Below are 15,627 nucleotides of genomic sequence, written 5' to 3'. Positions count from 1 at the left end.
TTCAATATCACCCCAAAGGGTTATTGAAAACCTGCTGCATCAATCTATCTTTGGATTCAGATTTTAAGCTCTATTGAAACAGTTAAAAGAAATATTCCTGCTGATTTTTAGTTGGTGCCTTTTGTTTTTTACAACACAAGCTCAGAATCATTTGGCACCACCAGATCGTTTTCAATTAGAATCGATGGCTATAAAATTGATAGCCGACAGCCCAGAAAATGCTAATTCAATACTGAGTAAGTGGATTCACTCTTATCAAGAGCAAAAAGAATCCAGACTGGAAAATTTATGCAATGTGTACCTGGCAAAGGCATTTATTGAAATGGACAACTCAGAAGATGCCGTGGTGATTCTAAATAAACTGATTCCAAATTCTGAACCATACACTGAAGCCATGGCCTTGAAAACCCTGGCAACTGTTGATTTTAAGAACGGTCGTTTTTTTGCATCCACAGTAAAGATTCGCTCTGCAATGGATCTTGCAAAAGCCAATCGGGAGGAAAGCCTGATGGCGTCTTTGCAGGAAGACTTAGCGCTAGTATTTGATAAAATCTCCAAGCCGGATAAAGCCATTCAATTTTACAGACGATCGCTGCAATTGTTTACAAAATTAAATAACAAATCGGCCATGCAAAAAAATGCACTGTCATTGGGCCGCATTTATTTGTCATTGGAGAAATTGGATTCTGCATATTATTTTATCAATCAAAGTTTGGTTTTATCAACGCAGGAAAATTCAACAAATGCGTTCTATGAATCTAAAATTGAACTGGCCAATTTATATTATATTAAAAAGGAGTATGCCAGTATGAAGGAAATCATTCAGGAGATCGATACTGCAGCCGCTAAACCAAAACAGGATTTTTTTAATGTTCGATTATTTGTACTTAAGGGAAATTATGCAATGGCCCTTCATTCAGAATCAGAAGCACTGGAAGCATTTAACAAAGCTGAATCATTGTCCCACCAGGGATTTACTCCATTTATTGATTATTATATTAAATCGAATCTAGCGGAAGCCTATTATCGCAATGGAAATTTATCAAAAGCATATGAATTGGTCAAGTATTTAAATCATAATAGCAACAGTTATTCGAGTAAGGAAAATCAAAAGCTGGCAGAAAGCATCGCAAAGAATTCAGAGTTAACGATCCGGGACAAAGAAATAGACTATTTGAAAATTCAAAATCAGTTGAATGAAGAGCGATTGAAACGGGAATTGATGTTAAGAGAGGGTCTTCGAAGAGAAAATGCACTGAAGGATTTTTCATTAGCACAAGAACAACAATTAAATGCAGCAGCGATTCGGGAAAAGACATTGCAAGCACAACAATTGGAAAAGGAAAAAGCACTGAGCTTGTCCTTAATTCGGGAAAATGATTTGCGAAAAGCAACGCTGGCAGATGAACGCAATTTTCAAGCGTTCCTGTGGACCGGTATTATTTTATTAATGGCATTGGCTTTATTGGTTTTTTATTTATTTAGGAAACAGCAGGAAAAAAATTCAATTATTCTTAAACAAACCAAAGACCTGGAATTTGTCAATAAAGAAGTGCACCATCGGGTTAAAAATAACCTGCAGGTAATTTCGAGTTTACTGGATTTGCAGTCAAAATATACCCAGGATGTGCGGTTTGAAAGTTTGTTGAATGAAAGCAAACACCGGGTGCAATCCATGGCATTTATACATCAGAATCTTTATGAGTCCGCTGGCATGAATATGGTGGATATGCCCAACTACATTCAAAATCTGGTAGATCATCTGTGGACAGCCTATCAAAGAGATGGCGAGCAGGTCGAGATCGAAGTGGATGTCAAACCCATGCAATTGCATATGGATCTGGTGGTCTCTATAGGAATGATCATCAATGAGTTGGTGACCAATTCTCTAAAATATGCTTTTGTTGATCGGACGAATGGAAAAATTTGTGTTGCACTTTCAGAAACGTCGAATTTGTTTCAACTTGAAGTATCAGATAATGGAATCGGTATTCCGGAATTCATAGATGTTGCCGGTGCAAACAGTTTTGGTTACAAGATGGTCCGTGCATTTGTTCAAAAACTTAAAGGAACGATGCAAATTGCTCGTGATCATGGTACAACGATTCAAATTCAATTTACCAAGAGATCCTAATGGAAGCTATCAATTATAAAGTACGCGTATTGATCGTTGAAGATGAACCATTGATTGCAGAAAATATAGCCATGTATTTAAACAATCATGATTACGAAGTGGCTGGTATTGCTTATGATTACGAAGAAGCCATTTTGAAACTGGAACAAGAAAAACCAGACATTGCGCTGTTGGATATCAATTTGGAAGGGGAGCGTGATGGCATTGATGTGGGAAAATTTATACATGATAAAATGGGCATCCCTTTTGTTTTTTTAAGTTCGTATTCAGACAAAAACACTTTGGAGCGAGCTAAACACATACAGCCTTCAGGGTATTTGGTTAAACCATTTCACGAAAAGTCATTAATGGCTACCCTAGAAATTTCGTTATCAAATTTTGCAAGTGATGGAAACAATCAACATGCTGCGCTCCATTTTGATAAAATAAATTTGAAATTGAGCAATCCACTCTCTCAGCGTGAAATGGAAGTTCTTACTTTGATTTATTCCGGTAAGACCAACCAGCAGATCATACAGGAGCTATTTATTTCAATCAATACCTTGAAGCGACATATTAATAATGCGTATATGCGTTTGGAGGTCAATTCCCGAACTACTGCGATAAAGAAATTGAGGGAATTGATGAATTGGAAATAAATGTATTTTGGTATGAACCTTTCAGCAGTAAAAGGTATTTATACCTGGAGGCATCCAGGAAACTTTAAAAGATCCTAAAACTCAGAAAATAGTATTTTAAGTCCAGTACTTGCCTGATTGTTGTTAAATGAACTTATTTTCACAAATTAATAGTTAAATGCTTAATTCAAATTTTAAAATTGGCATAGCCCGGTTTAGAATGATTGCAATCTGTGAAGGCATTTCATACCTGGTTTTATTATTTATTGCAATGCCTTTAAAATATATTGCTGATTTGCCACAAGCGGTACTAATAATAGGATGGATTCATGGAATTTTATTTATAGCCTATATGATTGCCGGGCTCCATGTAGCATTAATAAATAAATGGGAATTAAAAAGAATTTTATATGCCTTTATTGCATCACTGCTCCCATTTGGGCCATTTATTTTAGATCAGAAAATTCTAAGCAAGGAATTACAGGAAGTTTAGAACTTGGGTAAGTAGCCCCCAAAATTAATTAAATTGCACTGAGGCAAAGTATATTTGTATTTACAAAAATCATTATGAACAAATTTGAAACAATATTTGAACGACTCATTTTTAGCAGCCGTTGGTTGCAAGCTCCACTTTATGCAGGACTTATAATTGGAGGTGTTTTATACGCCTATAAATTTATAGTAGAATTAATTCATTTATGCACCTCGATAACCGTAATTTCAGAAACTGCATTAATGCTCGGTGTGTTGACATTGGTAGATATTACCATGGTAGCAAATTTACTTATAATGGTCATTATTGGTGGGTATTCAACATTTGTAAGTCGATTGGATATTGATCAACATTCGGACAAACCGGAATGGCTGCAAAAGGTAGATGCAGGAACTTTGAAAGTAAAATTAGCTGGTTCCTTAGTTGGTGTGTCAGGAATTCATTTATTATAGATATTTATAAACATTGAAAACAAAGATCCGGAAGATGTAAAATGGCAAGTAATTATCCATATTGTATTTCTGATATCTTCTTTGGCACTGGCTATTACAGAAAAAATATTGCATTCGAAGCATCCTTAATTTAAAATTAATTATTAAAAGATGAAGCTACCGGTTTGTTTTGCAGAATTCATTGGGATCCTTGGTGTTCTTTCACTAGTATCAAATAAATTTCATACAGATGTTTATAAAGTCGATACCAATTTAAGTTCGTTGGAATGGATTGGAGAAAAAATCACAGGCAAGCACCATGGAACGATTAAATTTCTTAATGGAGAAATCCGTAATAACCACGGCACCATAACGGGTAAGTTTGAATTTGATATGAATTCAATAGGATGTCTTGATTTGGAACCTGGAGCAAATAGAGAAAAGCTTGAAAATTTTCTTAAGTCCTCGAATTTTTTTGACGCGCAAGTATATCCGAAAGCAGTATTTATTCTAAACTCCGCAATCCCAGTGAAGCCAGGTGACGGAATTAATTATACCCATACAGTAAAGGGGCTGCTCACCATCAGGGATAAAACGAATGAAATTTCATTTGGAGCAAATATTAAAATAGAAGGAAGTCAGTTCTCATGTCAAGGATCAGTATCCATTGACCGCACCCAATACGATATTAGATATCGTTCTAAAACATTCTTTCCGGATATTGGTGACAAGGTGATTTATGATGAGTTTAAATTAAACTTTAATGTGATTGCAGGTAAATAAGTGCAAGGTATTGAGGCGGGGATTTTGAAATGATATAAATTATTTTGCATGTGTGAGGGGGATGGGAATTTAGTATATACTTCTGTAGAATGATCAGGTTATTAAGAACCTGGCTATTATGAAATTTGAATAATTGATTTACAATTATTCCAAAATTAGGATTTTTAAACAGGGGACACTATAAGATATTCATTAACAGGCAGTTAGTATTTAATTTTGCTTTTAGTTCGTCAATATACCAGAAATAGCGTATCTTTGCACCCTCATATCGCGGAGTGGAGCAGTTGGTAGCTCGTTGGGCTCATAACCCAAAGGTCGTAGGTTCGAGTCCTGCCTCCGCCACAAAAGAAAAAGCCGGTTTAAAAAGCCGGCTTTTTTTATTAAAGGAAAGTTGATCGAGAGCAGACGAAGCTTTGCTTGTCGGCATGCTGACAATTCCGGAAATGGGACAAAAAAAGAACAATGGGTTTGATCTGGAATTCGTCAGTATCCTGCCTCCGCCACAAAAGAAAACGCCGGTTTAAATAGCCGACTTTTTTATGGAGGAAATCTATACAGTTTACGTTTTATATTCTGCTATATTCGATAAAATCTATATCGGTTATACTAATAATTTGATTCAACGATTTCAATCACACAATCAATTAGGAGTTAAAGATTGGACAAAATATTCAAGAGGTTGATATGAATGTATTGAGATCAGTAATCTAAATTTACATAAGCTTAAAAATGAATTTAACTGCTTACTAATTCATGCCCACTAATTTCTGCTCTCCGACTAATTCCTGACCACTAATTATTGATTACTGTTTAAGGGGTTGTTCCCATCAAAATGGGTAAAACAGGGTAAAAGAATCTGGTTAGTTTTGAAATTGACCTAAATTTTGGAAAAGGAAGCTTAGACTCATCCAGCTACCAACCTCGATGTATCTATTCTTTATACTGCCTGCATTGACATCGTAACTACAAGTTTCCATCTCAGTTAAGGATGGTAACCCGATCTTATTACTTTATTTACCACTAGCTTAAGAAAGCCATATTTTATACATCTTGTCAAAAAAAAAGGGCCTTTCGGCCCTTGTCAATTTCTTAAAAATTCTGCTTAATTGTGTTTAAGTAAGTAGAATAGTCCTACTTGAATTCCTTGATTTTTTGAAGTAGCCGAACCTTCAGAATTGATGTTGCTCAATCCTTTTACATACCTTAGGTCAATTCCAAATCCTGTTGGTGGGTGTACATAACTAATTCCGCCTGCGATGCCAACATCAAATGAATTTAGTTGATCTTTTACATCAACATTGGAACTTCCGGTTTTTTGTTTGGCATTTAGTAACAGTCCAAATTCCGGACCAGCTTGAATCCGAAACCCATTGTTGAACATATATTGAAACAAGATGGGTAACGTAATGTAACTCAAATTAAGCTTGGTATCTTGATTTGAAATGCTGTTTTGAGCTCCTTTCATTGAAAATTGGAGTTCAGGTTGCATCGCAAAGTGCTTGGTAAAGTGGGTATGGCCAATCAAACCAGCATGCAGGCCCAGTTTTGAATCGTTAGTTGAACCAGGGTCATTTTGAATGGTGAAAATATTTAATCCAGCTTTAAAGCCTAGATTTAAATGTTGTGCAATTGCAAACTGCGTAACTAAAAAGAAGATCGAGATTAAAACAGATTTTAAATTCATATTAATTTTTTACTTGATGATTGATTCTATTTTTTGGTCAATTGGGAATTGATATTTGAAACTAAATCTCGAATTATGAATTGTAGATTCAGCAATCCGATATACTACACATTACAATTTGCTCAGTTTGTAGTTTATTTTTCCAGTAACGAAGCGAATGAGCAGTGTCATGAGGACTACGATCAGCAGGATATATATATAGCCGTCAATACTTGACTTGAGATTTACTGTGGTCCAAAGAACTAACAAGACTGATGCAAGTATATAAAGAAACAAATTCATAATTCTAAGGATGGCGATTTATTCTTGGTGTAAGTTTGCAATTAATTACGTTTAATAACTTATGCAAATTTGAGTTTTAGTTACATAAATCACTGATAATCAGATTGTAATTTGGTTTATTTCTTAAGTTTTGGTATGTATTATCCAAATGAAGATCATTTTGAACTATTTTAGTCTTGAACACCTAATTTATTGAACTTATAAATATTTAGCTATTTTGTAACAAATTTTAAGTTACCGGTTACATTTTCTTAGAATTCAACATGCACATATGAAAACGATTGGAACCCTCAATTTTAAAAGTCTAATTAGTTATAGTTTAAAAGTATGAGTAGAATTCTAGAGACTTTTTTTAATAGGGAATCCAGTAATATAAATAAAAGATATTTGGATCCAGCTTTGTTATATAGCGATTTAAAAATTGAGGAAGGAATGGCCATTCGTTTTTTGTACTCAAAATGTTCTGCGACGATTTATAAATTGGGAAAGCAATTTAATCTTACAGATGAGGATATTGAGGAGTTAATTTGCGATTGTATTACTTTATTAATCATGAAAATCAGGGAAAACAGTTACACATTTCAACAAAACAATCCTGCTACCTATGTGATCGAAGTAGCAAAAAATAAGGTCAGAAATTATAACCGTAAAGAAACTAAAAACCAAAGTATTGACTTGGAATCAGCTGCCGAACCCTTTTTTGAAATGGATTTGGTTGGAAGTGATAATGAAGATTTGATTAATAAATTATTGTTTAAATTGGATAGCAATTGTCAAAAATTGATACGTTTAAAATATTTTGATGAATTTCAAGATTCAGAAATTATTATTACAGGTTTGACACAATATACAACGGTGGATGCATTGAAAAACCATAGATCAAGATGTATGAAAAAATTGGTAGAGTTGACACAGAATAAATCCTTAAATATTTTAAGAAATGAGCAATCAAGAGGATAAAATTGAGAGTTATTTATTAGGACAATTATCAGGTTCAGAATTACAAGAATTTGAAATTGAATTAAAAAATAGTCCGGAGTTGCTGCGTTTAGTTGATCAACACAGAACGGTTATTAAAAGATTAGATGCTTACCGAATCCGAACTAAAGTTAAATCGGAAATTGCAAACAATTCCCAAAAACAAGGTAATTCAAACCTGAAGTGGGTTATCGGTGTAGCTGCATCTTTTCTGATCATTTCAATGATTACCTGGTTCTTTATATTGAGTGATAATAGCTTTAAGAATGGAGAGTTTACTCATGAAGGAAGTGACGATATAAATCAATCTTTTGATAGCCTTAGTCTTAAGATTAACCCAATTGACACAAGTGAACAACTAGCAGCAATAGATGAAAATCAAAATGAATCAACAACGACTGAAATTATAGGAAGAAGGAAAATCGCCACGTTATTTCTTGTGTTTCCTATGTTGACACATGTACGGGACTTGGAAAAATTAGATAGTTCTGATATTAAAAACTCATTTGTAATGGCTAAGCAAGCTTTTGATAAGCAAAACTATAAAGAAGTCCTTAAGTATCTAGATCGTTATAAGATTAACCCGGATGATGGGGAGTTGCTTTTTATACGGGCTATTTCAAATTTCAAAACGGGTGCATTTGATAAAGCAGCACTTGATTTTAATTTACTAAAAAGTAGCTATCAATATAAAGCAGAAGCTGATTTTAATTTTATGCTTTGTAAGTTGGCTCAAAATAAGATTCCAGCAACGTTGCAGTTGATAAATTCAATGATTAAGGATAAAGAGTATCAATACCGGAGTCAGGCCATTGCTTTGAAAACTAAGATTAATTTAGAATAGCCCCCATATTTCCAATTGGAATGAACCCAGCCCAGAAGAATGGATGCGAGGCTTGGCCTGGATTGTTTTTCATATAGTTTCGTTTTGCCTGAGCAAGCGCAGTGTGCTTTTGTTTGCCAAGCTTCAATTCCGTGTAAAACTGATCAACTAATTGCATGGTCGATTTATCATTTACTTTCCAAAGCGTTGCGACAATGCTTTTGACACCTGCATGAGCAAATGCACTTGCAATGCTTACAACGCCTTCCCCACGATGAATTTCTCCATTGGCTGTTTCACATGCAGATAGAATAACCAGGTCTGCATTTAATTTTAAATTATACAATTCTGCAACTGATAATAAATCATATTGATCTTGATTTTCCTGTGATGAAAACGCAATGAATGAAAAATCACCATCTTTATAATTTGCCTTGCCATGGGTTGCCAAGTGAATGATATGGTAGTTTTTAGAAAGTTCCTCAAATTTTTGTCTGGTGGCGTCTTGACCGGTAAGAATCATCGAATTGTTAGGAAAATTAGTTTTGGCACGTACTATTTCTTCCCCTGAATATGGCAAATTTGTAAGTTCGTATCGCTGTGCCATTTCCTTTTGGGGCACATCATCTGGCCGTAATTGTTCTTTATTAAAAAATGGAGCGAATCCTAATAAATTCACCGTGTTTTTATGAATTGTGTCGACCCGGGACATTTCAACCAGCATGCCTGAAGAAAAAGAATATTGGATTGAGTATCTATTGACCAGAAATGGAAATGTTTTAAAATTTGAAGGATCTCTTGGTTGGGCAGTTAAAAGTGCATCAAAAGGGATATTTCCTAAGATTGCATCCGGAATGATGATTAATTCTGGTGTTAAATAATTGGCAACAGGCTTTAATAGGAGATTGTAGAGATTTCTTGCAGATTCAATATAAGTATCTAATTGCTCCTTGTACATTCTATCAGTTCGAACTTTTGATGTGTGGTATGCATAAATACTGTTGTTGAGATTTTTTATCCAGGTCTTTAAAGCAATATCAATTTTGATCTCCTTGACATATGAATTTGATTTTTGGATAATAAAAACGAATAAGCTTGAATCGCCACAAAAATATTCCAAAATGGTTTGATTGGGTTTTATCAATTCTTTTACTTGTGGAATGGTAACAGTTTTGTGATCAAATTTTTTACTTAAATAGTGAGGATATTTATTTTCAAGATTTGTGATTAATTCTTGTCTTTGTATTTTGGTTTTAAAAATGCTTGTGTTTAGCTTTAAAACATTGGTATCAGTAAGTGAATAATTATTGTTTTCTAAGAGAAAATTACGGTGTTTCTCGAGCTTTGTAATTTCTGATCTATACACGGAGTCTTGTGTTAGCAAATCGGGTGGTATCCCTGAATTAATTAGTGCATTATTATCTTTAAATTGAAAGTACAACAAGTAACTATGTAAAAATTCATTTAATTCCCATATGCGATGAATTGTCGTAGAATCACTTTTTTTTCCATTATTTAATTTTAAATGGCCGTTTATACATTTTTCAAAAATACTCACTGCATCAATTAGCAGATTTCTTATTTCAGCTGGATCTTTTTTATTAATCAATTTATTTTGAATTTTATATGTGGCAGAATCATAATGGTATAATGATTTAGCCAAATAATATGAATCTCCTGTTTTATTAAAATAGGAAGCATTAAGATTTCCTAATTCTTTTTCTACCGTATAAAGGCCATCATACGCATTTCCATAAAGGGCAATGATTATATTTTTAGAGTTATTTAATGCAGCTACTGATGAAGTATAGTCTCCTTGGGCTGTTTTTACTCTGCCTATATACAGTAAAGTCATGGCAAGATCAGATGAATCATTGTTGTCAGCGGGTTTTCCAATGTTTTCAAGAGCTTTATTAAACCAAGTTTGAGCTGAAATTAATTCATTATTTAGCAAATAAGCTTTACCTAGGTTTATACAAGCATATCGGTATATTTTCTCTTTTTCTAGACCTTGCAGCATTTCTATCACATTCTGACTGGCAACTAAAGCATTGTTAGGATCTTTTAAAGTATAATACGCATCACTAATTCTGGAATAACATTGTGAAACCTTCTGGGAGTCTAGTGGGTTCAGTTTTAAGGAAAAATCCAAAGCTTTTTGGAAATACAGTAAAGCCAATTCGATTTTATTTAAGGAATGGTATGCTCCACCAATTTCCAGAAGGCATTGGGTCGTTTTATTGTCTTTTGGGCTGCTGCTTCTTTCCAGATACCAAATTGCTTGTTCGTTTAGAGAAATACTTGATAAATGGTTCGCTTGATTTTTATAATTGGAAGCCAGCTGCATTAATACTGAAATACAATATTTTTCTTCTACTCCGTATTCGGGCTTTGTCAATTCAATAGCTTGCTCATAGTAAAGGGTTGCTTGTTTGAAATTACCGCTTAAATTGTACAATTGGGCGACCAACAAGTAAGTTTTTATAATTTCTGTAGCATTTGCAAAATAAGAATTTTGGATTGACAATGCCTTTGTACTAAGCTTAATAGCCTCACTAATATTTCCTGTCCGGAATTCGATATAGGCCAAATAATAAAATGCTTTTGCTATTTGTATTTCATATTTAGGAGTATAGCTTTCCCAGATTGAATTCGCCTCAATTAATAAATCTTTTGCTCTGGTATAATTTTTAAGTCTGTAAATCGATCTTCCAAATTGATAGGCGGCTTCAGCAAGTTCAGGGGATGATTTTGAAACATTATTTTGATAGAAATTATACGCAATTTCAGCTAGTTTGGAAGATTCTTTAAAGCTATCTAAATCAAATAAAGTGCTTGATTTACTTAGCAGGTTTCTTGCTTCTACGGAATCTATTGTGATGTTTGGAACTTTATTCTGGGAGAAGCTATCATTTGGGAACATCCAAAGGCATAGGAAAAGAAGCATGCCAGATTTTTTCATTGACAGAATTTTATTTTAAGCTTAAATTATTTTGTATGCCATGACTTTGTATTTGTAAATATACCAATTGTTTGAACATGATGGCATTCATTGTTTAATTGGATAGCTTGTGAATGTCTTTTTTAACATAAAATTAATTGGTATTTATTCAAAAGCTTTTATAATATAAGGGTAATGGACTCTGATTTCAACGTATGTGTGTATTCACCATCATAAGCTTAATCCTCACAGTAAGGAAGTTAAAATTGGCTGTAATAGTATGCAATAGGGTTTTCATTGAATATGGAGTAAATTCACTATTGTCTTAGAGTTCTATCTGGTTCATGGTTATCTGACAAAGTTTTTTAAAAAAAAATCAGTATTTGGGTTACAATTCCGGTTTAAATGGAGATGAATGGTTTGATATACAAAATTTCGTCACTTTTTAAATTTATCTTTTATGGAATTATTTTACTCATGGAATAACAGAAGACCTGTATTTTATTCTCTAAACTTGTTTTTATGGATGTTTTTGATCCAATTTATTTTCATTTTCCAAAATAGACTTGAAGCTCAAGTCTCCTGTTGCAATATCCTAACAAATGGAAGTTTTGAATCTGGAAACTCCGAATTTACCTCGGGTTTACCTCAAAACTGCATGTGTACTGCAGGATCTTACTGCATTGGGCTTAATTTTCAATCAAAATGCAGTGGTTGGCCTAATTTGTCAGATCATACCGGAGGTGGTAATTTTTTAATTATAGATGGTCACCCATCCAGCCCGGTAGATGTTTGGACTAAGTCTACACAAATTGTTGCAGGTACCAGCTATTGTTTATCTTTTTGGGTTGCCAGTGTTTATAGCGATCCATTTTCTCTTGGACTTGCGGTAAACGGAATCCTTGTTCCAGGAGCAACTTTTAATGTTCAACAAAATGTTCCAGGATGGACTCAATATACCTTCAATTGGATTGCCGCAGTACCGGGTGGAACGTCAATTTCAATCCGTCAATTAACTGGAGGAGCTGTTCGGGATTTTGGATTGGATGACATTGAGTTTGGGTCTCCAATTTCTGCAGGGTTCAACTTTCAAGTCAATCCAATTTGTGGTTTATCAGTAAATTTTACAAACACATCTGTTGGACCTTCCCCAATAACTTATTTATGGAATTTTGATGATCCTGGTAGTGGTTCAAGTAACACATCTACTTTATTAAATCCATTTCACATGTTTTCAGATTGTGGAGTTTATAATGTTTGTTTGACGATTACAAGAGGTTCATGCACAGAAACAATTTGCAAAAAAGTAATTGCAAATGATCTCATTCCACCAAAAGCCATTTGTCAAAATATTGGTTTAGTATTAGACGATAGTTGTAAGGCTTTGGTTACTCCAAGTTTAATTGATGGAGGCTCTTCAGACAATTGCGGAATCAAATTCATGACCGTCAATCCTTCAATTGTTTCGGGTTGCGGAATTTCTCAAGTTTCATTAATCGTTGAAGATTTTTGTGGAAATAAAAGTTCTTGCATTGCAGATGTACAAACTATAGAAACAGTGCCACCAATTATTGTTTGTCCGCCAAATAAAACTTTTTCAGCCTATCCACCGGATTGTACTTTAAAAGTGGATAGTATTAAATGGGTTGCCGTTTCTGATAATTGCAGTATTCCAACGGTATCCTATCAAATTAGTGGTGCCACTCAAACATTTGGAATAAAAGATGCCAGTGGTGTGGTATTTAATCAAGGGGTTTCTACTGTGACCTACATTGCAACGGATGCTTGTGGCAACACTGCTTCATGCAGTTTTACCATCACTATTAATTGTGGTTGTTGTCCATTAGGCTCAATACAAGGCCCGAATATGATTTCTAACCCAGATTTTTCTGCAGGCATTTCAGGATTTAATTCTGATTACAGTATACTAAATCCAATTTGTACACCGGGACTTTATAATGTTGAATCCAGCATTCCTGTTTCAGGAATGTGTGTTAATTGGAATTGTGTGGATCATACAACAAATTCCATTACTGGGAAAATGTTTGTCGCTGACGGCAGTCAAACCATTGGATTGGCAGCATGGCGCCATCCAGTATCGCTTGCACCAAACACCAATTATTCATTTTGCGCTTATGTAAATAATTTAAATGAACCCATCCTTGACAGGGATGATCCAATAGTGGAAGTTTATTTAGTGCCGCAGACCGGACCTGCTATTTTACTTGCAACAAGGACACTTCCTGAATCTCCGGATCAATGGGAATTTATCAGTGGAAATTATTTTACACCTGCGCTAGTTTCAAATCCTTATAACTTAGAATTTCGTACGGCTTCAACTTCTTACGAAGGAAACAATTTTGCAATTGATGATATTAGTTTTAATGCTTGCTTAAAGATGGATTCATGTGCTTGTGGTCCTTTTGAATTCTTTTATAGCATTGGCAGAGGTCCATTACTACCTAAAAATTGTGGTGATACATTAACGGTACCCGATCAAAGTTATCCTATAGGTTTTTTAAGTTCATTTCAATGTTTAGGACTAAATTGTCCTCAAACAACCATAGATTGGCAATTGACGGGTCCAACTGGGTTTAATACCATTTCACAAAATGGAGTTGTAGCATCACCCAATTTTACCATACCAATCTCCAATGCAACATTTAATTACCCAGGATTGTATACACTTACAATTATTGGCCATTGTGGACAAAATAGATGTCCTTGTACAATTTATTTTTACAAACCGGATTGTTCTTGTGAAGGAAATTTGGTTTTAAATCCGGGATTTTACGAAGGAGCAATACCAGGTGATCTAGGATTTACAGGTAATTCTAATAATTGGAATGTTGCAAGCGGATCTCCACAAGTAGCTTTTAGTGATTTTTGGTGTGATGAAGTAAGTATCCAACTATGGGGTAAATTGGATGCCTGTGAATCCATTTGTCAGCCATTTGCTTTTCAAAATGGGCACGCTTATTCTGTTGATTTTTTTGCAAAATTTGTCAACTTAACTACATTTAATAATGTACAGTTTGAGTTTATTGCTGCCATTGGTTGTATTGATCCTATTACTAATTCAAACTGGGTTAGTATGGGCATTACACCTCCAATTTCTAGTACTTCGTGGGCATCTTTTAGTTTACCAGTTTGGACCGCACCATTAAATCAAACTTTTGATCACTTGATAATACGGGCTACAAGCAATCAAATTGCAGAAACACCATTTGGGAGAATAGACAATATATGTATTAAGGATGTTACGGTTCCTTGTGATAGTATTGACCATGCAAAAGACTTGGTTGCACATTATCCTTTAGACAATTTAATAAATGCAAGTGCTCAATCGGTACCTGATTTGAGTACCAATAATATCAATGGGATTGGTGGTGATTTAGCTCCTACAAATGCAGCGTTGCTAGGTGGCCATTTTAATGGTACTTCAACATTTGTTGATTGTGGTCCAAACACAAGAGGCATTACAGATAAAGTTTCTTTATGCGCATTTGTAAAAACCACAGAAAACCAAAACGGTATGTGGGTAGCTGGGCAATATAATGTTGCAAATGATCATGGTTATTCATTGCAGATTGGGGATAGACAAAATAATTTTATTGGCTTTCCTGCATTTGCTGGACGTGACGGAACCGGAGTTTATCATTCATCTGGATTTAATACTAACGGCCCTCAAATCAATGATGGAAAATGGCATTGCTTGGTTGGTATCGCTGGTAATAATACATGGTCAATATACGTAGACGGTATACTAGTTAGCAGCCAATCGGGCACAACCAACAATCCAATTTCTACTAGTTCTATTAACGAACCTTTTACAATAGGATATCATGCTACAACTACACCTTTATGGTATAATGGTGAAATGGGTGACATTCGATTATACAATAGAGTACTTACAGAATGTGAAATTGATTCTTTCTGCCTTATAAATTTTCTTACATCTTCGAAAGATGTTGTAAAGTCCGAATCCTTTCAAATTTATCCAAATCCTAACAGCGGTATTTTTACTGTTAAATTGAATGATTCTCATACACTGCATTCAAAGTTAAGAATACTAGATATGACGGGTCGTGTATTGCACACGCAATTGCTATCAGAAAACAGTTCCACAGAACGTATTGAACTTGAACATTTGGATGATGGTGTTTACCTGATTCAATTGATTTCAAAAGGCAAAATAGTAGCTTGTGAAAAGTTTATAAAACATTAAATTCTTTCGTTTATTTAATTTATAATTAATCGCTCTGGTATTTATTTATCAGAGCGATTTTTTTTTAATTTGGATTTATGGATATTCTAGCTCAATCAAATGATGCGACGACTGATTTTAGAATATTAATTTTACGTTACTGGCAGTTGAAATGGACTGATTTAATAAAATAACGGAATCAGTGTCTTATTCTTTACTCAATAATTCTTCTAATACTTGTTTTAGCTTGGTGA

10 protein-coding genes, 1 tRNA gene and 1 pseudogene are annotated in these 15,627 nt (G+C 34.4%); 10 read left to right on the top strand and 2 right to left on the bottom strand.

The window, feature by feature from the left end; all coding sequences use genetic code 11:
* Nucleotides 1–73 precede the first annotated feature (73 nt).
* The 7 genes and pseudogenes from IPK91_05705 (at nucleotide 74) to IPK91_05675 (ending at nucleotide 5,141) form a co-directional block, all read left to right on the top strand.
* On the top strand, nucleotides 74–2,134 hold the full coding sequence (locus tag IPK91_05705; protein ID MBK8296767.1) for a sensor histidine kinase: 2,061 nt from the start codon (nucleotides 74–76) through the stop codon (nucleotides 2,132–2,134).
* Nucleotides 2,134–2,772 (top strand): response regulator transcription factor, encoded by a 639-nt coding sequence (locus tag IPK91_05700; protein ID MBK8296766.1) that lies wholly within the window; start codon nucleotides 2,134–2,136, stop codon nucleotides 2,770–2,772. Before IPK91_05705 ends, IPK91_05700 begins: the two co-directional genes overlap by 1 nt.
* 157 nt (nucleotides 2,773–2,929) lie before the next feature.
* A complete protein-coding gene (locus IPK91_05695; GenBank protein MBK8296765.1) occupies nucleotides 2,930–3,244 on the top strand; it encodes a DUF3817 domain-containing protein in 315 nt (104 codons plus the stop codon).
* Nucleotides 3,245–3,318: 74 nt separating this feature from the next.
* A pseudogene (locus IPK91_05690) lies at nucleotides 3,319–3,825 on the top strand (TIGR00645 family protein).
* A gap of 21 nt (nucleotides 3,826–3,846) precedes the next feature.
* Nucleotides 3,847–4,458 carry a YceI family protein gene (locus IPK91_05685; protein ID MBK8296764.1) on the top strand — a complete coding sequence of 204 codons (612 nt, stop codon included), beginning with the start codon at nucleotides 3,847–3,849 and terminating at the stop codon, nucleotides 4,456–4,458.
* 269 nt (nucleotides 4,459–4,727) lie between these two features.
* Nucleotides 4,728–4,800: transfer RNA gene (locus IPK91_05680), tRNA-Met, on the top strand.
* Between the two features lie 206 nt (nucleotides 4,801–5,006).
* Entirely contained in the window at nucleotides 5,007–5,141 is a 135-nt protein-coding gene (locus IPK91_05675) for a GIY-YIG nuclease family protein (protein ID MBK8296763.1), read from the top strand.
* Nucleotides 5,142–5,560: 419 nt separating this feature from the next.
* On the opposite strand, the gene IPK91_05670 is transcribed toward IPK91_05675, so the two are convergent.
* Complete coding sequence (locus IPK91_05670; GenBank protein MBK8296762.1) at nucleotides 5,561–6,142, bottom strand: PorT family protein; 582 nt, start codon at nucleotides 6,140–6,142, stop codon at nucleotides 5,561–5,563.
* A gap of 609 nt (nucleotides 6,143–6,751) precedes the next feature.
* Between IPK91_05670 and IPK91_05665 the strand changes: the two genes are divergently transcribed.
* Both IPK91_05665 and IPK91_05660 read left to right on the top strand, forming a co-directional pair.
* Entirely contained in the window at nucleotides 6,752–7,384 is a 633-nt protein-coding gene (locus IPK91_05665) for a sigma-70 family RNA polymerase sigma factor (protein MBK8296761.1), read from the top strand.
* The gene (locus IPK91_05660) at nucleotides 7,365–8,246 is read left to right on the top strand and encodes a hypothetical protein (GenBank protein ID MBK8296760.1); all 882 of its coding nucleotides are present in this window, start codon (nucleotides 7,365–7,367) and stop codon (nucleotides 8,244–8,246) included. The genes IPK91_05665 and IPK91_05660 overlap by 20 nt, the downstream gene beginning before the upstream one ends.
* Here IPK91_05660 and IPK91_05655 read toward each other — a convergent pair.
* On the bottom strand, nucleotides 8,233–11,187 hold the full coding sequence (locus IPK91_05655; protein ID MBK8296759.1) for a CHAT domain-containing protein: 2,955 nt from the start codon (nucleotides 11,185–11,187) through the stop codon (nucleotides 8,233–8,235). The genes IPK91_05660 and IPK91_05655 overlap by 14 nt on opposite strands.
* A gap of 439 nt (nucleotides 11,188–11,626) precedes the next feature.
* Here IPK91_05655 and IPK91_05650 point away from each other — a divergent pair, with 439 nt between their 5' ends.
* Complete coding sequence (locus IPK91_05650; protein ID MBK8296758.1) at nucleotides 11,627–15,394, top strand: T9SS type A sorting domain-containing protein; 3,768 nt, start codon at nucleotides 11,627–11,629, stop codon at nucleotides 15,392–15,394.
* Nucleotides 15,395–15,627 lie beyond the last annotated feature (233 nt).

It is taken from the genome of Saprospiraceae bacterium (genome assembly GCA_016712145.1).
In the GTDB taxonomy this organism is placed as follows: Bacteria; Bacteroidota; Bacteroidia; order Chitinophagales; family Saprospiraceae; genus Vicinibacter.
This window is presented reverse-complemented; position numbering and strand designations above follow the sequence as displayed.

Coding starts and splice junctions, on each gene's coding strand:
- IPK91_05670 (MBK8296762.1), bottom strand. CDS start 6,142: ATGAATTTAAAATCTGTTTTAATCTCGATCTTCTTTTTAGTTACGCAG.
- IPK91_05665 (MBK8296761.1), top strand. CDS start 6,752: ATGAGTAGAATTCTAGAGACTTTTTTTAATAGGGAATCCAGTAATATA.
- IPK91_05655 (MBK8296759.1), bottom strand. CDS start 11,187: ATGAAAAAATCTGGCATGCTTCTTTTCCTATGCCTTTGGATGTTCCCA.
- IPK91_05700 (MBK8296766.1), top strand. CDS start 2,134: ATGGAAGCTATCAATTATAAAGTACGCGTATTGATCGTTGAAGATGAA.
- IPK91_05695 (MBK8296765.1), top strand. CDS start 2,930: ATGCTTAATTCAAATTTTAAAATTGGCATAGCCCGGTTTAGAATGATT.
- IPK91_05685 (MBK8296764.1), top strand. CDS start 3,847: ATGAAGCTACCGGTTTGTTTTGCAGAATTCATTGGGATCCTTGGTGTT.
- IPK91_05650 (MBK8296758.1), top strand. CDS start 11,627: ATGGAATTATTTTACTCATGGAATAACAGAAGACCTGTATTTTATTCT.
- IPK91_05660 (MBK8296760.1), top strand. CDS start 7,365: ATGAGCAATCAAGAGGATAAAATTGAGAGTTATTTATTAGGACAATTA.